Source organism: Collinsella sp. LCP21S3_C7 (genome assembly GCF_052118485.1).
Taxonomy (GTDB): Bacteria; Actinomycetota; Coriobacteriia; order Coriobacteriales; family Coriobacteriaceae; genus Collinsella.
Map to the genome: position 1 here is coordinate 1 of NZ_JBQKHC010000001.1, position 25,912 is coordinate 25,912.

The following is a 25,912-nucleotide window of genomic DNA, read 5'->3' on the forward strand; positions in this document are numbered from 1 at the left end:
CCGTGATCGACCGCATCGTCCACCACGGGAGGCTCGTCCAGTTCCGCGGCGAGTCCTACCGCGTCCGCCATGCCCTCATGCAGGAGGGCTAGCCGCTCAAAAAGCGTGCGCTTCCGATGCCCAGACTGCTCAATTTCCGATGCTCTTTTTGCTCAAATCCTCTTGACGAAACGCACGCAACGCCACACGACGCCGGGGAACTGGTTGGAGCAGTCGTCCACGGAGTCGTCGCCGTAGAGCTCCTCGCCGCACTGCATGCATTTCCAGAATCCCTCGTCGGGGTCGAAGCCCGCTTGGTCGCCGAGGTCGGCTCCGCAGTTCGGGCAGTAGTAGTCGCTCATGGGGCACTCCTTAGGGACACGTTGGCGCTATGATATCCGCATGGCCCGCGCGCTTGTGACCGCGACGCATCATTACCACATGAACGATGTCTAGTGATTGGTGCGCAGCATGAAAACGTTGATGAGGGTTACTGGGTGCTGGAGCGCGTGAGGGAGTTTCTGCGGGCGATGGGGTTTCGGTCGCCGTTGGAGAAGATGGGGCCCCGCAAAGCAAGCATGAAACGTGACCCAGATGCCTGATTCGGAGCCAATTTGACTAATTTGGTTCCTTTAGATGGTGGCGCGATTGCGGGAGGTGGATGTTAGGTGAATCTAAAGTATACGGACGATGGGACGCTACCCGAACTCGTGGCAAACCTCGCCAGCCTCAAGCGCGAAGGCATCTACTGGGATTTCAAGCGCGAATGGCACGACAACAAGGCCGATCTACTCCATGACATCATCTGCATGGCAAACAATCCCGCGGAGACGACGGGGTTGTTGATAATCGGCGTCGATGAAGAGGCGGGCTATGAGCCGACCGGCGACGCCGACGCCTTAGGCAAGCGATTGGTTACGCAAAACCTCGTTGATATACTGCGTTCCAAGAAATGGGCCGACGGAATGCCGAGAATTCGTATTGCCACAATCGACCTCCGTGGCGCCTGCGTCGATGTCGTCCTTGTCGACCACGACAAGGACGCCATGCCTTACTACCTTGTAGAAGACTACAGAGACGGCGGTAGCACCGTGCGCGCCGGCGCCATTTACACGAGAGACGCGGACAGCAACACACCTAAGAACGGGACGGCGACCCCTCTCGCTGCCGAGCGACTATGGCGCAGGCATTTCGGGTTGGACAAGACCCCCCTTGAAAGGCTTCCGCAGCTGCTAAAAGACCCCTCGAAGTGGAAGCACACCCTTCCCGTCTTGGCACGAGATGAGGAGTACTGCGGGTACTGCTTCCATCATGTCGACTTCCCTGAGTTCACTTTCGTCCGCAAGCCCGAGGAGGATTGGGACGCCGTTGAGTACTTCATGCTCGCCAGCCCGTTCTTCTCGCATCCCAGCTGGTGGACGTGCTACTTCTACTACCATCAGACCATGATTTACCAGATGCCCGGCGCGTACTCCGACCACCTGTGGATTCCGGCGCCGACCATTTCCACGCTTCACGACCACTGCTATGCGGTTCCGCCCGAAGACGCGCACTTCTACATGTATTACCTCGAAGGCTCCATCGAGCGAGCCGCGATGATGTTCGAACTCGATGAGAGCAAAGAAGGTCCCAGCGCTCTGGAGGAAGTCCGCTGGCTCGATTCGCTCGTCCCGACCTATAAGGACGAGGGCGAGCGGATTGCCTTCGAGAGATGGGTTGAATCGAATTGGGGCATGTTCCTCGAACGTTGTAAAAACCAGACGCTTTTCCGTCGTGTGTCCGAGAAGTTGCCCGATTCCATAAAACGCTACGAAAGTGTGGAGCGTCGTGCGAGGGAATCGGCGACTTTGGTGGACTTGCTGAAGGAATACCGCGCCCTTCATACGGAGGAGCGCTGAAGGTCGTTTAGGCTGGGAATATGTCTTAGCCGCAGCCTGCCTAAGCGATGCGGGCCTTGATTGACTCGCTCATGCGCTCTGCAATCGCGCCCGGTATCTTCGAATCGGCGTTGTCGCTTTTAATCCAGTACTGGCCGGTGAAATGGACCCATGCGTTGAAGTCGACGCTGAACCCCCATTCCGAGATGTTGCTCTGGGAACGCACCGTAAATCGGGCTATGGGTCCGTCGCAGCGGCACGAGACGACCCTTTTGATGGTTTTGGCGGCGGCGTCGGCCATCTGTGCGAACTCTTCTTGGGAAATGCCGTCTTCGAAGCTGAAGGGCGTCTTGGGGCGGTTGATGTTGCGCTGTATTTGGTTGCCGATGTCGGCGACGGTGCCGCCTATTCCACAGACAACGTCGACAGCGCCCTTCGCAACAGCGCCGCCCGCCTTTGCAACCACGTCGACGGCCCCTGCGGCGATGCCGATTGGGCTGAAATCCTTGTCGAATATGTCCATGTTCTGCGACCTGCCTTCCCTGCCTTGTTGCTTCGCATTATAGCCGGCCACCTTGGCCACCTGTTGCTGTGCGAGTTAGGTTTTGCGAGAAAAGTCGGCCGAGGACCTCGCCGCGGCGATGAGATTCGTGGCGCGTTCGGCGCTGCGGATGGCCGCATTCTAGCACGACCTGGCGCGGAAGCGTGCGTTCGACCCCCCCATTGTTCAGGTCGACGCCCAGTGCGGCGGCATCCAGCCAGATGAATCTGAATCTGAATCTGCCCCATTCCCGTTGACAAGTCAATTTCCGTTTCGCATGATGCGGGCAACGGAGGATAGGAGGCAGGCATGGGAACCCCATCGCCCAAGCACACGGCCGAGTTCAAACAGAAGGCGGTTGAGCTTTACAGAAAGTCCGGGACGACCTACGCCGAGGTGGCGCGCGGGCTCGGATGCGACCCGGGCAGCCTGTCGGACTGGGTCAAGAAGGCCGACGCCCCGCGCGGCGGAAACCCGTTCCAGGCGGCCGAGGAGAACCGCAGGCCCAAGCGTGTTAGCGTCAATGCATTTTTCACCATTTGGGGCTGCGGTGGAAATCCTGGACCGTTTCGGGTTAGGCGATCTGGACTGGGACAACATAATGGACACGGAGAATCGAGCGTTTCGATTGGAAAGGAGTTCAAACTATGCCAGGAAAACGCCGCGGCAGACAATTCAAGCTCTCCGCCGCGAGATTGGTTCTCGAGGAAGAGATCCCAGCCAAGGGGCTGTCCGACCGGCCAAACGTGCCGTGCCGCGTCCTCGGAAGGCGGGCGGCGGAATATGGGGCCGAAGGCGAGGACGCGTTTCCCGGAAGCGGCAACCCCGCCGCGAACAAGGATTGCGAGACGCTGAAGCTCAAGAAGGGGAACGAGGAGCTCCGCAAGGAGGTCGCGATACTGAAAAAAAAATTCCGGGCCTTTTTGAGGCGAGCCCAAGCGTGAGGTTCGAGTCCGTGAGGACCGGCGGGCATGGGATGAGCGTCAAGAAGGCATGCGGGGCGCTGGGCGCCAGCGGGGGCGGATGCTATGCCTTCCCGAACCGCCCCAAATCATCGAGCAGATAGCCCGCGGGGCGCTGGAGCCGTTCGTCGAGGACATCTCCTGCGCCAGCAATCGCAGATACGGGTCGAGGCGAATCGTCGTCAGCGGCGATATTCCCCATCAAGTCGAGCTTTCTGCTCTACCGTTACGCCATTGCGGCCATTAACCTGGGCCCAGCCTATTAAGCCTGGACGAATATCGTTTGCCCCGTAGCGATCGCGAGCCTGAATCTGGTCGTATTCCGCCAAAATCATGGAACGCGGGCCCACTACAGACATCCCTTTTGTCAAGACGAAAAAACGCTGAAGTCGCCGACAAGTTGGATTATTGGCTTGACCTGCAGGTTTCTGTATTGCCAATGGCACTGCGGACAGCGTATTGCGCCGGCGAATCGCGGCAACCGCTTTGCGCATAATAAAAAACGCCCGACGACAATTCGAAGGGTCGGGTCGAGCCCGAAAATGGCCTCTCTCCCCTAAGCCGAATCGTCCCATTGGGGCAAATTCCCAATGGGACGATTCTCCGCAGACGGCGCGCGGCTACATGAGCCTCGACAACCGAAGCCGGCAAATGCAGCCTTGCGCCAGGGTCGGCCGCCGCAAAGCCACGGCTTCTCGTTACTTTGCCACCAGGTACCTTCCCACGGAAGGCTTCAGCTTTGGGGGAATCCAAATCGGACGAACCTCGGAGTCGACCGCCTAGCTCATGAAAAGATTTGAGTCAGCCAGTGAGCCGTCGAGCGACGTCATAATGAACGCCCCATGCTGCGCGACGATTCTCGGCTCATAGCCCCACGGCATCACGAGCAGGGGGCGCCCGCCCCGGCAACGATCGGTCTCGGGCTCCTGACCGTCGGACTGTTCTCCAATAGAGACGCGCATATCGGAGTTAACCCTATAGGAATACACGACGCCAGTCACTTCGCCATGTCTGGATGACGCGAAGCAAAGCGCAACGTCGAGGCTCGAAGCCACATCGAGCAGACGCGTCGCACCGTCGTAATGCCGCATGCAGGCCATGAACCCCAAAACGGGGCCGCCGCAGCAAAGCGGCCCGTTGGCCCGCGCCTCTAGCCGCGGTCGGACACCGCGAGCCCCTTCTCGTTGGCGAGCTTGTCGACCTGATGATCGCACGAGAGAAGGCCCTTGGCCATGAGATTTCTCCTAGTTCCAGCGGGTGCGTTTTTCGTAGCACAGAACTTACCTACGTTTGCGTTTTGTCGCGACTTGCTGAGAAGCGTCGCAAATAACAAGCACATTTGCCCAGTTAACGAGAAGCAAAATCAGCTAGACACTCACCGCTTCCGCAGCAAAACGCAAACGTAGGTAAGTTTTCCCAAACGGCCACCAGAACAGCATGGTTGAGGCTTTGACGACGATTTTCCCGAAATCAATTAGTCCAGGTGAGGCAATGGAGGCACCAACTCCGCCCCCTTGTCTCACTCCCCCAGCTGGATGACGCGATCGCAGACCTCGAGTGCGGCAGGGCGGTGGGTCACGATGATGACGGTTTTGCCCAGGTCGCGAAGACGCGAAAGCATTCTATGCTCGATGTCCTGGTCAAGCGCGGAGGTGCACTCGTCAAGCAACAGCACAGGAGCATCGCTGTAGACGGCGCGCGCAACGGCCAGTCGCTGCATCTGCCCAACGGATAGGCCAGACCCGCCCTCCCCCAGCTGGGCGTCCAACCCCCCCTCGGGCAGCTCGCGCAGAAAGTCGTCCGCGCAGGCGGCCTCGCACGCCCGCCACACGCGCCCGTCATCGACGCTCCCCCGCTCGGACATGGCCACCACCTCGCGAACGCTGCCGCTCATGAGCATGTTGCCCTGCGGCACGTAGGCAAACGCGCCCGGCGCAAGGCTCGCCGCGTCAATGGCCACCCCGCCCGCAAATGCAACCGTAACGTGCCCCGCCGCAGGCTCCACCATGCCCAGAGCCAACGCCAGCATTGTTGATTTTCCTATGCCGGACGGCCCCGTCACCGCAACAAACTCGCCTGCACGGACCTCAGCCGAGAAGTCTTTCAGCACCAGACCGGGCTCCCCTTCCGCATAGCCAAAGTCCACGTCGTCGAAGCGCAACGCCTCAAAGGCGGCGCCCACAGGCGCGGCAAGCACTTCTCGACGTTCGGGAACCAGGGCCTGGATGCGCTCTCGGCTGGCAGAGATCACGGCAAGCTGAGGCACCACGCCGGAGAGGCTGGAGAACGGCGCCCTCACCTGTCCGACCAGCTGGACCAACGCCATGAGCGTTCCATAGCTCATGCGCCCGGTGAGGATGCCCCAGCACCCGTAGCAGAAGCCCGCAAGATACGAAAGCTGCATTGCAACGCTGAACACAGCCCCGCTTGCCACGCTCGCGCCAATGCGACGCTCATAGGCGGCCAGATAGCGGTCCATGAGCCCTCGCAGCGAGGCCATCACGCGGCCGGCGGCGCCAAAGGAGCGGATGACCACCAGGTCCTCGAGGCTCTCTTGCAGGTGCCCCCGCATGGTGGCCTCAGCCTCCTGGGCCTCGCGGTGAAGACGCTTGAGCCAGCGCTTCATGGCAAGAGAGATGCCCACACAGACCAAGCCGCCCACCGCAAAGAGCAGGCCCAACGGCGGTGCCACAGCAAACATGAGCACAAAGGCGGCAACGGCGCGCACTGCCATGGAGAGGACCTCCGGGGCCATGGCCACCATTCCATTGGCCACCACCGAGACGTCCGACGTCAGCACGCTCATGACCTCACCGGTCAGGCGTCCCTCGGGGAGTCGTCCTCCCTGCATGAGAAGCTGCGCCACGTGGGCCCGCAGTGCATTGTCCACGCGCACCTGGGCGCTGCCAGACAGCCACTTTGAGATGCAAGACAACGCGACCTGCAAAAAGATAGCAGCCGAGAAGAGCGCAAGCGCAGACCCAAAGGCCGCGGCGTCCTGCGAGGTCGCGGCGTCGATGGCACCGCTCATGAGCAGGGCAAAGCTCACGGCAATGACCGCCGACGCGCAGCGCGTCGCGCACAGCACCCACACGCGGGAGAGGTCCTTCCTGCAAACGGAGCGCACCCAGCGGAGCGTCTCGAGCGCGTGGCGGGGCGCACCGTCGGCGCGTTTTTCGCCAGAGGCCGTTGTGCCCACACATTTCTTATCGCTCATCGATCCGCATCCTTGAGGACGCGCAGCTCCGCCCTGAGGCGCCGCCCGTTGACGAAGGGCCTCACCACAATGCGGTACGCATAGACTGCCGGGAGCAGCCACGGGTGCCGCTTGAGAACGGGGTAGCCAAGCTGTAGCTTCTTGAGCGGTGGAAACACCCGGTGAAGCATGTAGCGCATCCTCGGACCCCGGCCCAAGTCCAACTCAGCCTCCTGGCGCAATCTGTTGGTGACTTGGTTCTGGAGGGTGCCGTAGGTGCCGCTCTCCAGCATGTAGGCAAGCATCTGCCCAAGCTCATCGGGAAGAGCGCCCGTCTCGCCCGCAAGTACGCGGCCGCAGGCGTCCTTGCCAACGACCGCCACCGCAAGGGCGCGAAGGGACTGCTCGAAGTCCGCCATACCCAGCTCTCTGAGCTGGGCTTCCACGTACGCACGGTCCATCTGCGCATCCCAGGCCTGCATGAGGACCCACTGGTCCGCAATGCCGCGAACGCCGTGGCCACTGGCTTCAAAGTGCTTGGACATGTGCGCAATGTGATAGACGTACGTGTCCTCGCGAGAAAGCTCAAAGTCAAGGGAGCCCTCGCGCGCGGGACGGGCACGCAGCCATGAGTTCTGGTAGTACTTCCACCAGTCAACCTCAGGCACGGCCAGCTGTCGGTGCATCTCCATATTAAAGACGGGCGGCTTGAGGTAGTTGTCGCAGTTGCCGGCCCCAAAGCCCTCGGCCTCATAGCCCAGGCCCTCCATGATGCGGCGCAGCTCAAGGGCGGTGTCTTCCTCGTCAACGGCCATGTAGCCACCCTGCGCAAGAGGCTCCACGCGGCCACAGAGGATGTCGTTGTCGCACATCCAGCGCATTTCCGGACGGGGGTATTCGCGCCCGACGACAAGCCCCTTGAGCGGTAGGCGAGAAATGCCTGCCTCGTCCATCTTCTGGAAGATTGCCTCGCGCTCTACGTCAAAAAGCGCGAGGCGCATGAGGTTAGCATCGACCTGGGCCTTCCAGCGGCTGACCTCCCCTGGGGTCACGCCCGGCACGCGGGAGACCGCAAAAGCACAAGTGGACGTCACGGAGTTTGCCGCGGCAAGCCGGAAGGCGCCCTCCCAGCTTGCACCCCCTGGCAGCGGCAGCGACACCGCCCCTGTGAGCGCGCAGGAGAGCAGGTGCGTGACGTAGGCCTCGTCGTCAGTGAGGCGCATGGCCTCGGTCAACTGCGTCATGCGAGCTCCCCCGCTCCGCGCCGGCCCAAGAGAATCCTCTTGCCCACCCTCTTGACCAGGCCCCAGGCTCGGCGAGAAGCCCTTCGGACAGGACCCAACGCCACCCAGAGCCTGGAGTAGGCCCGGTAGCTGCGCGACATGCCGCAGTCAACGTAGCGATCGTCTCGGTAAAAGCCCTTGAGCACGCCAAAGACCTGGTCAAAGGGAACTCGCTCCAGGGCAATGCAGTTATCGCCGCAGATGACGTAACCGTTCTCGTAGAGGCCCAGCACGCGATGGAGCACCATCATCTGGCCCCGTCGGTAGAGCGCCACGTCGTAGCGCTTGAGGCGCTCGGACGCCGGCACCACCAGTATTGCATCGCGACGGTTGCGCAGCATGGGCCACATGGAGACGCCAACCGGAGGCCCTACGTAGAAGCCCTCGGAATCGAGCAGCTCCTTGATGCCGGCGGCGCACGCGTCGGCCACAAGGGGCTCGGCTTGGGTTTTGGGATGCTCAGAGGACATGGGAGAGTGCCTACCTTTCGACCGGGAGACTAACCGTTTTATGATACGACATCGCACAGGCAGCCCGCCTCCGGGGTACGTGGCGATTGGCGAGAAGCGCGATCAGTCGCCGCCCCAGTCATTGAGAGGGTTGTCGCAATTGACAAAACCACCGTCTTGTGGCCCCGGGAATAGGGTGCCACCATCATCAACCTTGATGTCACAGCAGCTACCAATCGTCAAAGCGCCGACTTCCTCCTCCAGTTCCACGACCTCAATCTTGGGCGCAACGTAACTTCTCATGATCAAGGTGGAATCCTTCCTCGAGGTACCAAACCAATAAGAAAGGTTACATCCTCATTGAAAAATACCAGGCTGAAATTAGAAAGGTCCTCTAAGCTCCCATTTTGCTTTTCTTTGAGTTGTAAATTGAGAGCATATTGGCTTGTATATTAGCTTTTGCCAACACGATGGTCTCCGGCATGCACACGGCAGTGGCCGGACACTTCTTAAGTCTGATACAGGTTGGGTACTCAAAGCAGTCGGCGCATCGCGGCATGGGTTCGAAACGCTCGCGGAAGCTCTGAACCACAGCCCCGTCAAGCTCATCGGAGTCAATGCTACCAACGAAGTTGTCCTCGCTATAGTGTTCGCAAAGCCCGAGGTGACCATCAGGAAGTACCGTGAGAGAGCTTCCGCTGTCTGCCATGCACTGCGACATGGGAAGTTTGTTCTTGAGACGACGACGCTTGAGAAGTCCCACCGCTTCAAGCCTCTGATCAAGAAGTCTAATATTGGCAAAGAGCTCCCGAGTCGCTTCGTCCTCCATGGGAACGATGCCAATGCCTTCAAACTCGTGCATCACCGCACAGTAAACCGTAAGCAGCTCAGATCCGGCAAAGTGTGTCTTCAAATCATCTACTAAAGTAAGTAAGTTCTTGCAGTTTGTCTTGCTCACGTTGAGACGCACCATCACGCGGACGCCCGCGTCAAGCAGACCCCGGATGTTTGCGAGCACAACCTGGTAGGGGCTCTTCTCGCCGGCGTCAACGTAGCGCTTGACGGCGTTGTAGACGCCCTCGGCGCCGTCAAGCGTGATCTGAATCTGGCGAAGCCGCCAGAGCTCGGCTGCGCGCTTGATGAGCTTCTCGTCAAAGAGGAAGCCATTGGAGATCATGGAGGACTCGTACCCGATGCCGCGCTCAACGAGGTCGTTGCAGATGAGGTCAATGACCTGAGCGTTGTACAGGGGCTCTCCGCCAAACCAGGCAAGATGGACCTTGTTGCCCCCGCAGTGGCGCACGATGTAGTCGGCCGTCTTGTGGGCGGTCTCGACGCTCATGGTCGGGCGTGCGCGGCCCTTCTCGTAGCAATAGAAGCAGCGCGCGTTGCAGTCCATGGTGGTGAAAACGTGGTAGGTGGTGACGTGCTCGGGCCTCTGGTGGAGGGACTCCAGCACCAGGCGCACGAGGTCCGCCGAGCTCTTGTCGTCTGTGCTCGCCGGAACGCGGAACCAGCGTTCCTGCAGCTCAAGGCACTCGTCCGGGCTGCCAAACTCCTCAGGCGAGAGGAGCGCGAGCTCGCGCGTCAGCGTGTTGAAGGCAAGGATGCCCTCCCCGACCTCCTGGAAGACCAGGTGGTTGGTCCACCTCCAGCCGTCCGGCGCGGCCTTGGGCTCGCCCAAGATCTTGAGCACGTTGGATACCGGTTCTTGGATGGTCTCCACGAAAATCTGCCTTCCTGTTTTGTGGAACATGCCAGGCAGGCAAAACATCTACTTGCGCAGCATGCGAGAGGGGAGTAAATTTAGTTCAGTTCAAGTGTAAATACTAACGATGGGAGCTTCTCGAAATGGACAAAAAGAACAGAGGGTACGTCTCGCCGGAGATGGACGTGATTTTGTTGGAGCAAGAGGATGTTGCATGCAGTTTTAACTGGTGCGTCTCCGAGCCAGACGGCACCAGTTTGGGTGATCAGCCAGTCATTGAGTGTCCTCCGGACAATGATTGCGCGACTGACATTAACAATTGGTGATAACCAACCCCACTAGTAGCACCCCTGAGCGGCCAACCGAATCCTTCTCGGCTGGCCGCTCTTTTATGCGTCAGTCCTCAACAAAGCCCTGCTCGCGCATGCGGGCGAGAAGTGCCTCAACGTCAGCGAGGGCACGGCCGGTCTCCACGTCGTACTCGGCTACGAGGCGCTCGGCTATGGCCTTCACGTCCAGCCCCTCCTCCACGCCGTGCCAGACGACGGCTGCGGTCTGGTTGAGCTTGACCATGCCATGGAAGTCTCGGCTGGCGTCACCGGTGGCAATGACCACGGCCTGGCCGGCGACGTCTCGCATAACAAAGCCCTGCTTAATCCTCATGGGAATTCCTTTCATCATTGTTGACTAAACATGCGTCAAAGTCTTGGCCTGTCATAGCCTCGAAGCTAGCGCGAACTGCGGTTGGTTCCATGGTGCAGGAAAGCTCGTAGACCGGAACGCGCCGCAGCAGCACATCAAGAAACTCCAGCGTGAGGACTGCGGCGGAAGCATCCGAGGGAACGTGGAGCTGCCTAAGCGCACGCTCAAGGACATCCGCCGGCTCGATGCGCCGGCAGACGTCCTTCTCGCCGCGCGAGATGAAACAGAGACCGCCAAGTGGAACGCAGACGTTGCGCTGCCAGCCCTCCTTACCAGACCACGGGGTGCCGCAGGCCATCACCTCGGCGTCACTTGCGTACAGCAGGGGCTTGTCCCCGTTGACCGCCTGGACCGCATTGCCCAGTGTATGGTGCCAAAGTCGCAGGTGGGTGGACTTGCCCGTACCGCTGGAAGCGGTGAAGGCGTAGGCACGGCCATCGTACTCAAGCACGGCAGCGTGCATGAGGAAGCGTCCGACGGCAGGGCCCTTCTCGGCAAGCTGGCGAAGAAGGGCGAGCTGGGTCAGGTAGGTGTCAGAGAAGTAGGGTTGACTGGCGATCTCTCGCTCGGCCTGAACGAGTTCCGGGGTCACGCAGAGGCTGAGGTCCGCAACGGGCGCCGGAGAAGGCACAAGGTAGTCACCAAAGAAGCGAGAATCGTCAATGCCGTCCACGTCAACGAGGATGTCCGCAAGAGACAGCTGCATAGGCTTCAAAACCCTTCAGGAAGTAGGTTTGTAACGACCTTTGCATTATACGCAAGACCTCCGAGGGGGTACATTCAACTCGCAAACACAACAGATAGGAGCCGCAATGGGGCACCAGACCTGCACCTACGAGCAGCCCCAGATGGACGTTATCGTCACAAATCCAGGTCGACCCACTCGTCGAAGGTTATGGAGTCGCGGTTGCGACGGGTTTGCCAGCAGCAGGTCATACCCGGCTTCACTAGCAACCTCTGGCGCTGGTAGTCATTATAGGTCGCAACCTCAGCCGGCAACGCGGGACGTGGGCCCACAATGCTCATCTGGCCCAGGAACACGTTGAGGAACTGCGGGAACTCGTCGATGGAGTGCTTGCGGATGAACTTGCCGATCTTGGTGACGCGAGGGTCCTCCCTCATCTTGAACATAGCGCCGGCGATCTCGTTCTGCTCCTTGAGCTCGGCGAGGCGCTCGTCCGCGTCTTTGTACATGCTGCGGAACTTCCACATGCGGAAGGTGGAAAGGCTGCCGTCGCGGTGGGTCTGGCCCACGCGGATCTGGCTATAGAAAGGGTTACCTTCGCTTTCCAGGCGAATTGCGGCGGCGAGGACCAGGCTGGGAACTGCGATGATCGCAAGCACAGCACCGCTAAACACGATGTCGAACGTGCGCTTCACGGCACGATAGGCCAGGCGCGAACGATCCCAGTCCACGATGGATTGCATAGCCTTGTAGCGGCCGACGCCCTCGCGCCGGTCCATGGCCTGAGCAATCAACGCCGCCCCCACGGGCGCATTGCTCTCTGTCATTTCCTTAGCAGCCACAGTCAAACGTACGTCCCTGCCCCCAGGGATCCCCAATCGATAAATTCAAAATGCGAACAACTTGCCGGCGCAACGTCTCCCTTTAAGTTTTGCTGGGCACGTCGAGCGGAAGCACTTCCCTAAAGCTGGAATCGCCTTCGCCCACGTCTACCAGGCACCAGCGTTTATGACGGTCGATCTTTTTAACGCGGGCCTCTTGCCCCACCAAGGGACCCTGCTCTATGTGCAACACGCCGTCTTCTATGCGCGCCACGCTGTTGCGCACCACGCCGTCGTCATCCAGCACGCTGCGGTACCAGTCCTGCGCATCATCCGGCATGGGCATGTACGCCCGCTACCTACTGCCGGCGATGCGACAGCCAAAGCTCAACTGGGCCAGGGCCCTATCGAGCGCGGCGGCATCGTGCGTGGCGACGAAGAAATATTCCTTATACATGGGTTTGGTTTGGAGCGACCAGGCGCCGTCCCGCTTAAACCAGAACTCCTTTTGCATCACAAAAGCGTCCTGCATAAGGTTGTGCGGGATAATGCGGCGAACCTTTTCGCAGGTCTCGCGCTCTTTTCCATTGGGGGTGTGGACCAGATACCAGCGGACGCGGCCGTGCTGGCTATTGGTGGTGGCGCCGTTAAATGCGCCCGGCAGCTGCTCTTGGCGCCGTGCCGTCTGCTCCATGTTCTCGCCCCCTCTTTTTGGCTTTGCGATGCACGCAAATGCAGGGACGTTTAGAACAGGCTTCTCGCTCGCAGCTAGGCGCAGTCGCAAAAGTACAGGTTTTTGTATCTTTCGACACAGGTCATTATACGAGTTAATTCAGGCCGTTTTCCCAGATTACGCAAATTGCTGCGCAAGCAGACACATCTCCATACCCCTCTACAAAACCTGTACCTTTTTGTGCAAAAAACCGCTCATCCAGCGGCTTTTTTTGTTTGGGCATTAAAAAAGGCGACCGCCCTTTGTGGACGGTCGCCTTATACGTATTGTTGTTTTGTTCGCCTTAGGCGCGAGTCTTGATCTCCTCGGTCACCTTGGCCACAAACTCATCGACACTCATCTGAACGGTCTCGTTAGAGCGATCGCGGACGGAGATGTTGCCGGCCTCGACCTCCTTCTCGCCCAGGATGAGCATATAGGGCACGCGGTCGATGCTGCGGGCCTCGCGGATCTTGTAGCCGATCTTCTCGTCGCGGTCGTCGCAGACCACGCGAATGCCGGCCTCTTCCAGCTTGGCGCACACCTCGTGGGCATAGTCGCGGCTCTTCTCGGAGACCGGAAGCGCCTTGACCTGCACGGGAGCCAGCCAGGTGGGGAACTTGCCCGCAAAGTGCTCGATCAGAATGCCAATAAAGCGCTCGATGGAGCCAAAGCACACGCGGTGCAGCATAATGGGGCGCTTCTTGGTGCCGTCGGCATCCACGTACTCCAGATCAAAGTTGAGCGGCATCTGGAAGTCGAGCTGCACGGTACCGCACTGCCAGGTACGGCCGAGCGAGTCCTCCAGATGGAAGTCGATCTTGGGGCCGTAGAAGGCGCCGTCGCCCTCGTTGACCTCGTAGTCCATGCCCAGCTGCTCAAGAGCGGTGCGCAGACCCTCTTCGGCTCGTGCCCAGTCCTCGTCAGAACCCATGGAGTCCTCGGGGCGGGTGGAAAGCTCAACGTGATACTTAAAGCCAAACTTCTGGTATACGGAGTCGATAAGGTTGACCACGCCCACAATCTCGTCGGTCAGCTGGTCGGGGCGCACAAACAGGTGGGCGTCGTCCTGGTTAAAGCAGCGCACGCGGAACAGGCCGTGCAGGGCGCCGCGCAGCTCGTGGCGGTGCACCAGGCCAATCTCGCCGGCGCGGATGGGCAGCTCGCGGTAGGAGTGCGGCTTGGAAGCGTACACCAGTACGCCGCCCGGGCAGTTCATGGGCTTAATGCAGTACTCTTCGTCGTCGATGACGGTGGAGTACATGTTGTCCTTGTAGTGGTCCCAGTGGCCCGAGGTCTTCCACAGCTGCTTGTTCATGATGAGCGGCGTGGAGATCTCCACGTAGCCGGCCTTGTGGTGGATCTCGCGCCAGTAGTCCAGCAGCGTGTTCTTAAGGATCATGCCGTTGGGCAGGAAGAACGGGAAGCCGGGGGCGTCATCGCGCATCATAAAGAGGTCCATCTCGCGGCCGATCTTGCGGTGGTCGCGCTTCTTGGCCTCTTCCAGCATGTGCATGTGCTCGTCGAGCTCTTCCTTGGTGGCAAAGGCGACGCCGTTGATACGGGTGAGCATCTTGTTGTCCTTGTCGCCCTTCCAGTAGGCGCCCGAGACGCCGGTGAGCTTAAAGGCCTTGAGGGCCTTGGTGTAGCAGATGTGAGGGCCAACGCACATGTCGATGTAGTCGCCCTGCTGGTAGAAGGTGATGCGGGCGTCGTCGTCCAGGTCGCCGATGTGCTCGACCTTGTACTTCTCGCCGCGCTCCTCCATAAGGGCGATGGCCTCGGCGCGGGGCTTCTCGTACACGGTGACTTTGAGGTTCTCCTTGCAGATCTTCTTCATCTCGGCCTCGATCGCGGGGAAGTCGTCCTCGCTGATCTTGACGCCCTCGGGCAGGTCGACGTCGTAGTAAAAGCCGTTGTCGGTCGCGGGGCCGTAGGCAAAATCGGCCTGGGGGTACAGGCGCTTGATGGCCTGCGCCATGATATGCGCGGCGGAGTGGCGGATGACGTGCGTGACCTCGTCCTGCGGGAGCTCGGCCACCGAACCGTCATTGTAGAGTGCCTTCATGGGTATGTTTTCTCCTCTCGGATGCCTTGTGCAAGTGCTGCTTGGCGCCGTGCGGTGTGCATTGCGCTTGCCGGCGCGTGCGTTTTGACTTGCATCATTATAGGCAGGTTACCTAGGTATACAAGCGCCCGCCGCACCTGAATGGCACGGCGGGCGAATTTCTACGCATGCTTCATCGCGTGGGGCGCGTGCGGAGCGCGCGGCGTTCGCGTGGCGCGCGGCGTGCCCGTGGCTTGCGGCCGGCCCGGCGATGGATGCGCTACTGAATGCGAGTTCGGCAGTAGGGGCAGACCTTCCAGTGTGCGTCGAGCGGGCGATGGCAGCTGGGGCACACGTTGCGAACCTGGGTATCGCACACCGGGCAGACCACAAAGTCCTTCTCGATGGGCGCACCGCACTGCGGGCAGGTGCCGTACTGGGCAAGCTGGCGCTCGCGCAGGGCCATGTCCAGCTCCTGCTCCTCGCGGTCGGCCGCATAGGAGTGCGGGCGCAGGACTAGGTAGGCAATGAGGCCTACAAACGGGATGAGGGCAATAATGCCCCAGGCCACGTAGGCACTGGCGCCGCGGCGGCGGGCGTCAATAAACACATAGACGACCGACAGCACGTACAGGGCGATGATAAAGCCAACAAAGGCATAGATGACGCCCATAAGCTGCGGCGACATGAGCTCGGAGATGTACTTGGACATAAGGTGGGCCTTTCGGGGTAGTTACAACTCGAGTTAGTGTAACACGGGGGTTAACGATTTGGCAGGTCGCAGGCATGGGCGGATAGAAACATCTCAATCTGTAACAGGTGAGAGCGGAATCCGGGTCCAGATGTTACAGAATTAGACAAACCGTTCTCTCCCCGACTACAATCTCGATCTGTAACATCTTGGCTCCAGAATCAGTCCCTACTGTTACAGATTAAGATGAACGGTGAGCCCTCCGTTAAATATCTCAATCTGTAACAACTAGGGGCCAGAACCCCTTCTATCTGTTACAGATCAAGACAAAGGAAAATGTCCAATCTCAATATCTCAATCTGTAACAACAACTCGGCAAAAACAGGTCTAACTGTTACAGATTTAGACATTCGAAACCGACTGATGGGTTCATCTAAATCTGTAACATCTAGACCCCAAAACGGTCCCGAGATGTTACAGATCGAGACAGATGACCTCTCCCTGACTTTAAATCTCAATCTGTAACACATAGGACCGATTTTCTAATCTTACTGTTACAAATCAAGACAAACAGAGGGCCCGCCTGGCAAACGTCTCGATCTGTAACATCTGGAACCCAACTCTTCTGCTTACCGTTACAGAACGAGACAAACCTTTGACAACAGGGGTGCCAGACGAGGTCACCGATTGACCTGAGTCTCCCCTCGCCTGCCGTTGGCGGATGCAGCGGGGCTGTTCGCCGCATTGCCGCTGCGCGGGGGATGCGCACACCGTAGGATAGCCTTATTGACAGCCTGTCAACTCTTCTGGGAGGCACTGTGACAGAAACGTTTGATATCGCGATTGTGGGCGCGGGCATCACCGGATGCGCCATCGCGCGGCAGCTCGCACGCTATGACCTGTCCATCTGCGTGGTCGAGGCGGCCAACGACATTGCCCTGGGCGCGTCGAAGGCCAACGGTGGCCTGGTGCACGCCGGCTACGATCCGGCGCCGGGCACGGTTAAGGCCCAGGTCAACGCCCGCGGCTGCGAGCTATATGGCACGTGGGCCCAGGAGCTGGGCTTTTTGTTTTGCCGCACCGGGTCCATGGTGCTGGGCTTTAGCGACCAAGACCGCGCGCAGCTGGAGCAGCTGCAAAGCAACGGGCTGGCAAACGGCGTACCCGAGTTGGCGATCATCGGGGCCGAGCGCATCCACGAGCTGGAGCCACGCGCCAGCGCCCAGGCCACGTGCGCGCTGTGGTGTCCCTCGACCGGCTATGTCGATCCGTTTGAGGTCGCCATCGCCGCGATGGAGAACGCGGTCGCCAACGGCGTGACGTTTGTGCGCTCCGCACCGGTGGAGACGATCGAGGTAGCTCCCGGCGCTAGCGACAGGAGCGGTGACGGGACCGCTCGTTTTACGCTGGTAACACCGGCCGGTGATGTGCGCTGCCGCTATTTGATTAACGCGGCGGGCAACGGCGCCGCAGACATCTCGCATATGGCGGGCGCCGAGGAGTTCCAGATGGTCTGGCGCCAGGGCAACATTGTGGTGCTGGACAAGGAGCCGCGCGCACTCATGCCGCTCTACCCCGTTCCCACGCCGGTTTCCAAGGGCGTCATCGTTACGGGCACCGTCCACGGCAACACGGTGATCACCGCGACGGCCGCTGTGCGCGAGGCGGGCGACACGCAGACCTATGCGAGCGATGTCGACGCGCTGCTGAGCGGCGCGCGCAAGCTGGTGCCCGATCTGGACACGCGCCGCGTGGTGCGAGCGTTTGCCGGCGGGCGTCCGGTCATTAAGGGAACGAACGACTTTTTTATTGGACAGTCCGCCGTGGTGCCGGGGCTGTTCCAGGCGGCGGGCATTCAGTCGCCGGGCGTAGCGAGCGCTCCGGCCATTGCCGAGAGAATGGAGCAGGTGCTGCGCGAGGCGGGCGTTGCTTTGCGCGAGCGGGCCGATTGGGATCCGATTCGTCGCGCGCCGGACGACTTTGACCGCGCGCCGCTTGCGCGCAAGGAAGAGCTGATCGAGTCCGACCCCGCGTGGGGGCAGATCGTCTGCCGCTGCGAGACGGTGCCCGAGGCCGAGATCGTGGCAGCGATCCGACGCCGCCCGGGTGCGGTTTCGGTCGAGGGCGTCAAACGCCGCTGCCGTGCCGGCATGGGTCGGTGCCAGAGCGGCTTTTGCCAGAGCCGCGTGGTGCGGATTCTGGCCCGCGAGCTGGGCTGCGACTCCAGCGAGGTACCGTTGGAAGACGATGGATCCTGGCTGGTAGAGGGACCGTTGAAGGGGGTGCGCTAGGATGGCGACGAGTATCGATATGGGTGCGGTATCGGGCGTCGAGTGCACTTGCGCAGATGCCGACAGGGCATCAATTGCTGCCGGCGCCGTGCAGACGCAGGCGTTCGACGTAGTCGTTATCGGCGGCGGACCTGCCGGCATGGCGGCCGCACTTGCCGCACACAAGGCCGGAGCGCGCGTGGCCATCGTTGAGCGCGAACAGCACCTGGGCGGCATCCTGCGCCAGTGCATCCACCCGGGCTTTGGCCTCTCACACTTTAAGCAGGAACTGACCGGTCCCGAGTACGCACAGCGCTTTATCGACCAGGTGCGCAAAACCGATATCGCACTGTTCCTGGACAGTATGGTGATTGGGATCGACTCAAGCGAGGACAAAGTCGCAGGCGCGGGCGCAAGTGGCGCGGCGAGCGAAGCCTCGGCACACACCGTCACGCTCATGAGCCCCGCCGGCATGTTGCAGCTCACCGGGCGCGCCGTCGTCCTTGCCATGGGGTGTCGCGAGCGCACGCGCAGCGAGATCAAGATTCCCGGCAGCCGCCCCGCCGGCGTGTTTACCGCCGGCCTGGCGCAGCGTTACATCAACATCGACAACCTCAAGCCCGGCTCGCGCGCCGTCATTTTAGGCTCGGGCGACATTGGGCTCATCATGGCGCGTCGCTGCACGCTCGAGGGGATTTCGGTCGAGGGCGTGTACGAGCTTATGCCATACGCCAACGGCCTGCGCCGCAATGTGAAGAACTGCCTGGACGATTTTGGCATTCCGCTGCACCTGTCCACCACCGTCACGCGCGTGATTGGGCACGACCGCGTGGAGGCCGTCGAGGTGAGCCAGGTCGACGAAAATCTGGCGCCCATTCCGGGGACCGATCGCATCGTTCCGTGCGACACGCTGCTGCTTTCGGTAGGTTTGATTCCCGAGAACGAGCTTTCGGTAGGCGCGGGTGTTGAGCTTGACCCGCGCACGCGCGGCGCCGTGGTGGACCAGAGCCTGCAGACGGGCGTGCCAGGCATCTTTGCCTGCGGCAACGTGCTGCACGTGCACGACCTGGCCGATAACGTGACGACCGAGTCCGAGCGTGCCGGCGCAGCCGCGGCGACGTACGCGCTGGGGACCGGCGCGGATGTCGAAACGGGCGCTGGCTGCCAGCTCACGGTCTCCCCTGCCGACATTGCCGGCTACGCGCTGCCGGGACGCATTACGGCCGTGGCACTCACCAGGCTCAACTTCCGCGTGCGCCGGCCGGTCGATGCCGCCCGCGTGCGCATTCTGGCGGGCGACGAGGAACTGCTTACGGGCAAGGTCCGCGCGTTTAAACCGAGCGTTATGGAAAGCTTCCCGCTGCCGGCAAAGGTGATACAGCGAGCGCTCGACCTGGGTGCCAGCGAGATTATCCTTTCCGTCGAGCCCGTCGAGGAGGCATAGCCATGAGCACAAATGCGATCGAGACGCTACAGTTCAACTGCACCACCTGCCCATCCGAGTGCCTCCTTACGGTGGAAGTGGAGCGCGGGGCCGACGACCGAGTGGCGACGGTGCGCGCCGTGACCGGCAACAGCTGCCCGCGCGGCGATAAGTTCGCACATCAGGAGCTCACCTGCCCCATGCGCGTCCTCACTACCACCGTGGCAGTATCAGGCGGCGACGAGGCACTGCTGCCCGTTCGCACGGCCGAAGCCATCCCGCTCGAACTCCATGCCCAAGCCATGGACCTCATCCGCGGCCTAGTGGTCAAAGCCCCCATCCGCATGGGCGATGTAGTCCTCCCCAACCTCCTAGACACCGGTACCGACCTCATCGCCAGCATGGACATCGACCCGGCCTAAGCAGCTCGATTGGGACGGTGCTCTTTTAGCTACCCCGCCATCCACCCCGCCCCTCCTCAATTGCGGTGAAATAATTCCCGATTTCCGCCAAAACCCCGGCATCAAGGGACTATTCCACCGCAACTTGCCTTGGGATCGGTATTTAGCTTGTGCCTACTTTAGTGCCATTTCAAAACTATGCCGGATTACGGGGGTGATTCGGAGACTCCCACCCATACCGGCAATTTTCGATTTTTGATAAGCCTTCTACCTGCGGTTTTAATTTCGCGATTTTTCCCATGGTCAAGTAATACAGGTCCAGCCCCGTAATCCGCCATAGTTTTGAAACCAGCCCATTTGGGACGGGACCATATTGACTACTTTTACCTATCAGCTCGCATGTTTGACGCAGCTAAAATAGCCCCGTCCCAAATTGACTACCCTGGCATTGGGGATACCATGGTGGCAACCTAACGAAAGGACGATGTATGGCACATGTCGATGACCAGCGCGTGGCACGCGTGCTCGATGCGCTCGAGGCTCAGCACCCCGGCGCGCAGCTGCTCGTAAACGACCCGTGGTCGATTTATTACCTGACCGGCTTTTATGCCGATATGTTCGAGCGTTTTTGCGGCGTACTGCTCGCACGCGGTAGCGAGCCCGTGATCTTGGTCAACGCGCTGCATCAGCTGCCCGAGTATGACAATGCCCGCGTCGCGTACCACACCGATACCGACGTCGTGGCCGACGCCATCGCTCGCGAGGTTGATCCGACCAAACCGCTCGGCATCGACACCGTCATGCGCTCCGGCTTCTTGATGCCCCTCATGGAGCGCCATGCCGCGAGCGAATTCTTCCTAGGCGATTTTGCCGTGACCGCCGCGCGAACCTACAAAGACGCCGCCGAGCAGGAGCTTATGCGCGTGTCCTCGGCCGCTAACGACGCCGTGATGGCCGACGCGATCGAGCTCGTCCACGAAGGCGTGACAGAGCGCGAGATCGCCGACCAGATGCTCGGCCTGTATCGCAAGCACGATTGCGAGGGCTTTAGCTTTCCGCCCATCGTGAGCTTTGGCGCCAACGCCGGCGACCCGCACCACGAGCCAGACGATACGGTACTCAAGCGTGGCGACGTGGTGCTGTTCGACATTGGCGGACGTCGCCGCAACTATTGCTCGGACATGACGCGCACGTTCTTTTGGGGCGAGCCGGACGAGGAGACGGCACGCATCTACGACATCGTGCGCCGCGCCAACGAGGCCGCCGAGGCGCTCATCGCCCCGGGCGTGCGCATGTGCGACCTGGACCGTGCCGCGCGCGACGTGATTGAGGACGCGGGTTATGGCAAGTACTTTACGCACCGTCTGGGACACTCGATCGGCCTGCAAGACCACGAGCCGGGCGACGTCTCGCTCGTCAACGAGCAGGTCGTGGAGCCGGGCATGACGTTTTCCATCGAGCCGGGCATCTACCTCCCCGGCCGCACCGGCGTCCGCATCGAGGACCTTGCCCTGGTCACCGAGAGCGGCGTCGAGATTCTCAACGCCTACCCCCACGATCCGGTCCGCCTAGACTAGGCAATGCGGCAAAGGGACAGCCCCTTTGCCGCATCACATGAATGTCGCCACGAAATGGGCCTATCTACTACGTTTAACCCGCATGGGGCGACCATGCGGGTATTTTTTGAAAATTGGCAAGCCTTCTACCTGCGGTTTTGATTTTGCGATTCTCGGCATGGTTGAGGGTAGCCGGTCAAACGTAGTAGATAGGCCCATTTCGTGGCGAGCAGGCAAACTAGCTACCCTGCGGAAGGGATCTAGCGTAGCAGACCGGCAACTTCGCCGGCCAGGGTGATGGTGCCTGCTGCTATGAAGGGCTCGCCTGCGGCCTCAAAGGCTGCGAGGGCCTCGGACACGCTGGGGTACACGCCTGCGAGCTTATCGGAATCCACCAGGGCAGCAAGCTCCTCCGCCGGCAGGGCGCGATCGGAATCGGTCTGTGTGACGACCACGCGCGGGAAGGCCGGGATCAGCACGTCGACGATACCCGCCACGTCCTTGTCTGCCAGCGCGGCGCACAGCAACGTGGGGCGATTCTCTACGCACGGATCGATCTCGTCCAAGGCGCTCACAAAGTTCTCGCAACTCTGGGGGTTATGGCAGGCGTCGATCAGCTTGAGCGGGTCGGTTCCCAGCACATCAAAACGGCCCGGCGTGGGGCAGCCCATAAGCGAAGCATCAAGCGCCTCGTGGTCGAGCTCGCGACCCAGATACCCCTCGCAGAGCATAATCGCGCACGCGGCATTCTGCGGCTGATACGCCGGCTTAACCATGCTCGACGTATAAATCGCACGCGGCGTGGTGCAGCTAAACTCAACCGTATCGCCCACATGCGCCGGCACCTTGGTCGTGGCGTGGCTCACCACCAGCGGCACCACACCACACTCGCGACAACGGTTGTCCATAACGCGCTGAACGCTCGGCTCATGCGTGCCCTCGCCCAGCACAACCAGGCGTCCGGGCTTAATGACCGCAGCCTTCTCCCCCGCAATCGCCTCGAGCGTATCGCCCAGAATGCGCGTGTGGTCGAGTCCGATGCCCGTGATGGCAACGGCAACGGGATCGGTCGCGCTCGTGGCGTCCCAGCGACCGCCCATGCCGACCTCGAGCACGGCGACATCCACGCGAGCCTCGGCAAACACCACAAGCGCGGCGGCCGTCAGCAGGTCAAACGGCGTGATGGTATAGGCACGCTCCCCCGCCACCACGCGGCGCGCATTCACTCGATGCCCCGCCTCAACAGCAGCAGAAACGCCACGGGCAAACGCCTCATCGCTCACGACGTGCCCATCGACCTCCATGCGCTCGGGATAGCGAACAAGCTGCGGCGACGTATAAAGCGCAGCCTTGAGCCCCTCGCCGCGAAGGATAGCAGCCGAAAAACGCGTGGTCGAAGTCTTGCCATTGGTACCGGCAACCTGAATGCAATCAAAGTACTCGTCCGGCCGCCCCAGCTCATCGAGCATATCGACAACCGTCTCGAGCAGAGGACCAGCATCCCCAGAAATCCGCCCCGTATCGGCAGCAAGCCCCACAGCCTCACTAAACGAAAGCAACTCAAACGAGAAAGGAACGACATACGACCCAGAACGCTTAGCCATAACCCAAAGTCCCCTCAACATAAAAAGAGGCCCGAATCAACAACGAGCCCCTCCCATTCAAAATATCAGCCAAACACCGCTTTGCAGCAGAATCAAGGCCACAGCCAAGTGGCCTAACCCACCAGTTGCAAACAACCACGTAAACGACCTGGGAGCGGTTTGGGGCTTTGCTCGATACAAGTTCCGCACGAGCCGAAGGCCACTTAATGTGGCCTTCGTGCGAGCAGGACTGTCCGCAGTAGCGAGCAATGCCCCAAACCGCGTCCCCCAGTAACGCCTACGAGAAGTCAGCAACCTGAGCAGTCAGCGCCTCCAGGATCTCCTTGAGCTCAGCTGCACGGTCCCTCTTCTTCTGGACCACCGCGGGCGCGGCCTTGGCCACAAAGCCCTCGTTGGCGAGCGTCTTCTCGCAGCCGGCGAGCTCCTTCTGGGCCGCGGCAATCTCCTTCTCCAGACGTGCCTTCTCGGCCGAAAGGTCAACCTTGCCCTCGAGCACCACAAAGACCTCGACGCCGCTGTCGACCACGGCGATGCTCGCGGCCGGCTTCTCAACATCGGTACCCATGACCAGCGAGGCGGTATTGGCCAGCGGCTCGATGGTCGAGCGCAGGCTCTCGAGCTTCTCGATGTCCTCGGCACCGGCACGCACGACCACGTCGAGCTCGGCCTTGGGGCTCAAGCGATAACGCGAACGCGTGGCACGGGCGGCAGAAACGACGGTGCGACACAGCTCAAACGCGCGCTCGGCGTCCTCATCGACATACTTGACATAGTCGGCAGGCTCGGGCCACTTGGCGATCATGAGCGCCTCGGCGCGGTCCACGTTGCCCTCGGCGTCCAGGTCGAGCACGCTCGCCGGCATGTTGTCCCAGATCTCCTCGGTGACAAACGGCATGAGCGGGTGCATCAGGCGAATAGAGGTATCGAGCACAAAGATCAGGTTTCGCTGCGCCTGCAGACGGCCCTCGCCCTTCAGGCGCGCCTTGGTGACTTCGACGTACCAGTCGCAGACCTCGTTCCAGAAGAACTGCTGAACGCCGCGGGCCATGTCGCCAAAGGTGTAATTCTCGATGCCCTCGGTAACCATCTTGACGGCCTTGGCCAGACGACTGAACATCCAGGCGTCGGCCGGCGTCTCTACGACAGGCTCGCCGGGCGTGTAGCCCTCCATGTTCATAAGCAGGAAGCGGCTGGCGTTCCAGATCTTGGTCACAAACGACTTGGCCTGCTCGGTACGCGGGCTGTCGATAAGCTTCTTGGTCTTCTTATCGATGTTCGCGTCAAACTTGACGTCCTGGTTATTGGTGCAGAGCGTCAGCAGGTTGTAACGCATGGCGTCGGCACCGTACATGCCAATGAGGTCCATGGGGTCAACGCCGTTGCCCTTGGACTTGGACATGCGGCTGCCGTCCTTGGCAAGAATCGTCGGGTAGATGACGACATCCTTAAACGGCACCTCGTCCAGGAAGTACAGCGAACTCATGACCATGCGGGCGACCCACAGCGCGATGATGTCGCGCGCGGTGACGAGCGCCGTCGTGGGGTGATGTCCCTCGAGCAGCTCCGGCTTTTGGGGCCAGCCCTGCGTGGCGAAAGTCCACAGCTGCGAGCTGAACCAGGTGTCAAGCACGTTCTCGTCCTGATGCACGTGACGACCGCCGCACTTAGGGCACACGTCGGTGTCCTCGGTAAGGGCATCCTCCCAGCCGCAGTCCTCGCAGTAGAACACGGGAATACGGTGGCCCCACCAAAGCTGACGGCTGATGCACCAGTCCTTGAGGTTCTCCATCCAGGTGGTATAGGTCTGCGTCCAACGCGCGGGGTGGAAGGTCACCTTGCCGGAGTTGACGGCATCGAGCGCCGGCCCCTTGAGCTTGTCGACGGCCACAAACCACTGCTCGGACAGCCACGGCTCCAGTGCGGAGTCGCAACGGTAGCAGTGCATGACGGAGTGATCGTGATCCTCGACGTGATCGAGCAGGTCGTGCTCCTCAAACCACTTGATGACGGCCTCGCGGCACTCCTCGCGGGTCATGCCGGTAAACTCGCCGTAGCCCTCGACGACCACCGCATGCTCGTCAAAGATGTTGATCTGCGGCAAGTCGTGGGCCTGACCCATGGCGTAGTCGTTGGGGTCGTGGGCCGGGGTGACCTTGACAAAGCCGGAGCCAAAGTTGGCGTCGACATGCCAATCCTCAAAGATGGGGATCTCGCGGTCGACGATGGGGAGCTTGACGGTCTTACCCACAAAGGCGGCCTTCTCGGGGTCCTTCGGGGAGACGGCCACGCCCGTGTCGCCGAGCATGGTCTCGGGGCGCGTAGTGGCGACGACGATGTAGTCCTGGCCGTTGACCGGCTCGGTCAGCGGGTAGCGCAGGTGCCACAGGTGACCCTTCTCGTCCTTGTACTCGGCCTCGTCGTCCGAGATGGCGGTGGTGCAGTTGGGGCACCAGTTGACGATGCGCTTGCCGCGGTAGATCAGGCCGTCGTGGTACCAGTCGCAGAACACCTTGCGCACGGCCTGGGCGTAGTCCTCGTCCATGGTAAAGCGCTCGTTATCAAAGTCGACGGAGCAGCCCATACGCTTGATCTGCTCGACGATGATGCCGCCGTACTCGTGGGTCCAATCCCAGCAGGCGTCGACAAACTTATCGCGGCCGATCTCCAGGCGGCTGATGCCCTCGCTCTTGAGCTTCTTGTCGACCTTGGTCTGCGTAGCGATGCCGGCGTGGTCGGTACCGAGCACCCAGCGGGTGGACCTGCCGCGCATGCGGGCCATGCGGATGATGGCATCCTGGATGGAGTCGTCGGTGGCGTGACCCATGTGGAGCTTGCCGGTCACGTTGGGAGGCGGAATGGTGACAGTGCAGTCGCCCACGCCCTCGCGGCGCTTGTAGTAGCCGCCGTCGAGCCACTTCTGCAGGATCGCCGGCTCGTTGGTCGACGGATCATAGTTTTTGGGCATCTCTTCCATATATCTCTCCCGTCCCACCGGGGAGGAATGT

At 60.9% G+C, this 25,912-nt stretch carries 24 protein-coding genes and 2 pseudogenes; 8 read left to right on the top strand and 18 right to left on the bottom strand.

All coding sequences use genetic code 11. The features are described 5' to 3' along the window. Positions 1-92: pseudogene (locus ACTQ1E_RS00005) on the top strand (ATP-binding protein); the annotation flags it as partial. A gap of 60 nt (positions 93-152) precedes the next feature. On the opposite strand, the gene ACTQ1E_RS00010 reads toward ACTQ1E_RS00005, so the two are convergent. Continuing rightward, positions 153-341 carry a hypothetical protein gene (locus ACTQ1E_RS00010; RefSeq protein ID WP_441564326.1) on the bottom strand — a complete coding sequence of 63 codons (189 nt, stop codon included), beginning with the start codon at positions 339-341 and terminating at the stop codon, positions 153-155. Between the two features lie 306 nt (positions 342-647). Between ACTQ1E_RS00010 and ACTQ1E_RS00015 the strand changes: the two genes are divergently transcribed. Then, positions 648-1,877, top strand: a complete 1,230-nt coding sequence (locus ACTQ1E_RS00015; protein ID WP_441564327.1) for an AlbA family DNA-binding domain-containing protein — start codon at positions 648-650, stop codon at positions 1,875-1,877. Positions 1,878-1,917: 40 nt separating this feature from the next. On the opposite strand, the gene ACTQ1E_RS00020 is transcribed toward ACTQ1E_RS00015, so the two are convergent. Next, positions 1,918-2,430: a hypothetical protein gene (locus tag ACTQ1E_RS00020; protein ID WP_441564328.1), complete on the bottom strand. Its 513-nt coding sequence runs from the start codon at positions 2,428-2,430 to the stop codon at positions 1,918-1,920. A gap of 276 nt (positions 2,431-2,706) precedes the next feature. Here ACTQ1E_RS00020 and ACTQ1E_RS00025 point away from each other — a divergent pair. Together ACTQ1E_RS00025 and ACTQ1E_RS00030 are read left to right on the top strand one after the other, a co-directional pair. Then, a pseudogene (locus ACTQ1E_RS00025) lies at positions 2,707-2,889 on the top strand (transposase); the annotation flags it as partial. A 155-nt stretch (positions 2,890-3,044) separates the two neighbouring features. After that, positions 3,045-3,341 (top strand): hypothetical protein, encoded by a 297-nt coding sequence (locus tag ACTQ1E_RS00030; RefSeq protein WP_441564422.1) that lies wholly within the window; start codon positions 3,045-3,047, stop codon positions 3,339-3,341. A 200-nt stretch (positions 3,342-3,541) separates the two neighbouring features. Here the strand turns inward: ACTQ1E_RS00030 and ACTQ1E_RS00035 are convergent, their stop codons facing one another. The 14 genes from ACTQ1E_RS00035 to ACTQ1E_RS00100 form a co-directional block, all read right to left on the bottom strand. Next, a complete protein-coding gene (locus ACTQ1E_RS00035; protein ID WP_441564329.1) occupies positions 3,542-3,934 on the bottom strand; it encodes a sugar transferase in 393 nt (130 codons plus the stop codon). Positions 3,935-4,138: 204 nt separating this feature from the next. Continuing rightward, positions 4,139-4,459, bottom strand: a complete 321-nt coding sequence (locus ACTQ1E_RS00040; RefSeq protein WP_441564330.1) for an FRG domain-containing protein — start codon at positions 4,457-4,459, stop codon at positions 4,139-4,141. Between the two features lie 419 nt (positions 4,460-4,878). Continuing rightward, entirely contained in the window at positions 4,879-6,576 is a 1,698-nt protein-coding gene (locus ACTQ1E_RS00045) for an ABC transporter ATP-binding protein (protein ID WP_441564331.1), read from the bottom strand. After that, a complete protein-coding gene (locus tag ACTQ1E_RS00050; protein WP_441564332.1) occupies positions 6,573-7,799 on the bottom strand; it encodes a nucleotidyltransferase family protein in 1,227 nt (408 codons plus the stop codon). Before ACTQ1E_RS00050 ends, ACTQ1E_RS00045 begins: the two co-directional genes overlap by 4 nt. Then, a complete protein-coding gene (locus ACTQ1E_RS00055) occupies positions 7,796-8,308 on the bottom strand; it encodes a hypothetical protein (RefSeq protein ID WP_441564333.1) in 513 nt (170 codons plus the stop codon). Before ACTQ1E_RS00055 ends, ACTQ1E_RS00050 begins: the two co-directional genes overlap by 4 nt. Positions 8,309-8,410: 102 nt before the next feature. Beyond that, the gene (locus ACTQ1E_RS00060) at positions 8,411-8,590 is read right to left on the bottom strand and encodes a hypothetical protein (protein WP_441564334.1); all 180 of its coding nucleotides are present in this window, start codon (positions 8,588-8,590) and stop codon (positions 8,411-8,413) included. Between the two features lie 91 nt (positions 8,591-8,681). Next, entirely contained in the window at positions 8,682-10,013 is a 1,332-nt protein-coding gene (locus tag ACTQ1E_RS00065) for a radical SAM protein (RefSeq protein ID WP_441564335.1), read from the bottom strand. Between the two features lie 378 nt (positions 10,014-10,391). After that, positions 10,392-10,658, bottom strand: coding sequence for a PqqD family protein (locus ACTQ1E_RS00070; protein ID WP_441564336.1), 267 nt, complete (start codon positions 10,656-10,658; stop codon positions 10,392-10,394). Beyond that, the gene (locus tag ACTQ1E_RS00075) at positions 10,648-11,403 is read right to left on the bottom strand and encodes a hypothetical protein (protein WP_441564337.1); all 756 of its coding nucleotides are present in this window, start codon (positions 11,401-11,403) and stop codon (positions 10,648-10,650) included. Before ACTQ1E_RS00075 ends, ACTQ1E_RS00070 begins: the two co-directional genes overlap by 11 nt. A gap of 155 nt (positions 11,404-11,558) precedes the next feature. Then, a complete protein-coding gene (locus ACTQ1E_RS00080; RefSeq protein ID WP_441564338.1) occupies positions 11,559-12,209 on the bottom strand; it encodes a sugar transferase in 651 nt (216 codons plus the stop codon). A 97-nt stretch (positions 12,210-12,306) separates the two neighbouring features. After that, positions 12,307-12,549: a hypothetical protein gene (locus tag ACTQ1E_RS00085; protein ID WP_441068048.1), complete on the bottom strand. Its 243-nt coding sequence runs from the start codon at positions 12,547-12,549 to the stop codon at positions 12,307-12,309. A gap of 9 nt (positions 12,550-12,558) precedes the next feature. After that, positions 12,559-12,897 carry a hypothetical protein gene (locus tag ACTQ1E_RS00090; RefSeq protein ID WP_441068050.1) on the bottom strand — a complete coding sequence of 113 codons (339 nt, stop codon included), beginning with the start codon at positions 12,895-12,897 and terminating at the stop codon, positions 12,559-12,561. A gap of 322 nt (positions 12,898-13,219) precedes the next feature. Beyond that, positions 13,220-14,983 carry a threonine--tRNA ligase gene (gene thrS / locus ACTQ1E_RS00095; RefSeq protein WP_441564339.1) on the bottom strand — a complete coding sequence of 588 codons (1,764 nt, stop codon included), beginning with the start codon at positions 14,981-14,983 and terminating at the stop codon, positions 13,220-13,222. A gap of 259 nt (positions 14,984-15,242) precedes the next feature. Beyond that, entirely contained in the window at positions 15,243-15,674 is a 432-nt protein-coding gene (locus tag ACTQ1E_RS00100) for a double zinc ribbon domain-containing protein (protein ID WP_006234085.1), read from the bottom strand. 797 nt (positions 15,675-16,471) lie between these two features. Between ACTQ1E_RS00100 and ACTQ1E_RS00105 the strand changes: the two genes are divergently transcribed. The 4 genes from ACTQ1E_RS00105 (at position 16,472) to ACTQ1E_RS00120 (ending at position 21,324) form a co-directional block, all read left to right on the top strand. Continuing rightward, positions 16,472-17,944 carry an NAD(P)/FAD-dependent oxidoreductase gene (locus tag ACTQ1E_RS00105; protein WP_441564340.1) on the top strand — a complete coding sequence of 491 codons (1,473 nt, stop codon included), beginning with the start codon at positions 16,472-16,474 and terminating at the stop codon, positions 17,942-17,944. A gap of 1 nt (position 17,945) precedes the next feature. After that, a complete protein-coding gene (locus ACTQ1E_RS00110; RefSeq protein ID WP_441564341.1) occupies positions 17,946-19,367 on the top strand; it encodes an NAD(P)/FAD-dependent oxidoreductase in 1,422 nt (473 codons plus the stop codon). Between the two features lie 2 nt (positions 19,368-19,369). After that, positions 19,370-19,768: a DUF1667 domain-containing protein gene (locus ACTQ1E_RS00115; RefSeq protein WP_441564342.1), complete on the top strand. Its 399-nt coding sequence runs from the start codon at positions 19,370-19,372 to the stop codon at positions 19,766-19,768. Positions 19,769-20,235: 467 nt separating this feature from the next. Continuing rightward, positions 20,236-21,324: a M24 family metallopeptidase gene (locus ACTQ1E_RS00120; RefSeq protein ID WP_441031795.1), complete on the top strand. Its 1,089-nt coding sequence runs from the start codon at positions 20,236-20,238 to the stop codon at positions 21,322-21,324. A gap of 239 nt (positions 21,325-21,563) precedes the next feature. Here the strand turns inward: ACTQ1E_RS00120 and ACTQ1E_RS00125 are convergent, their stop codons facing one another. Beyond that, positions 21,564-22,907 (bottom strand): bifunctional folylpolyglutamate synthase/dihydrofolate synthase, encoded by a 1,344-nt coding sequence (locus tag ACTQ1E_RS00125; RefSeq protein ID WP_441564343.1) that lies wholly within the window; start codon positions 22,905-22,907, stop codon positions 21,564-21,566. A 277-nt stretch (positions 22,908-23,184) separates the two neighbouring features. Further along, positions 23,185-25,881, bottom strand: a complete 2,697-nt coding sequence (locus tag ACTQ1E_RS00130) for a valine--tRNA ligase (RefSeq protein WP_441564344.1) — start codon at positions 25,879-25,881, stop codon at positions 23,185-23,187. Between the last annotated feature and the right edge of the window lie 31 nt (positions 25,882-25,912).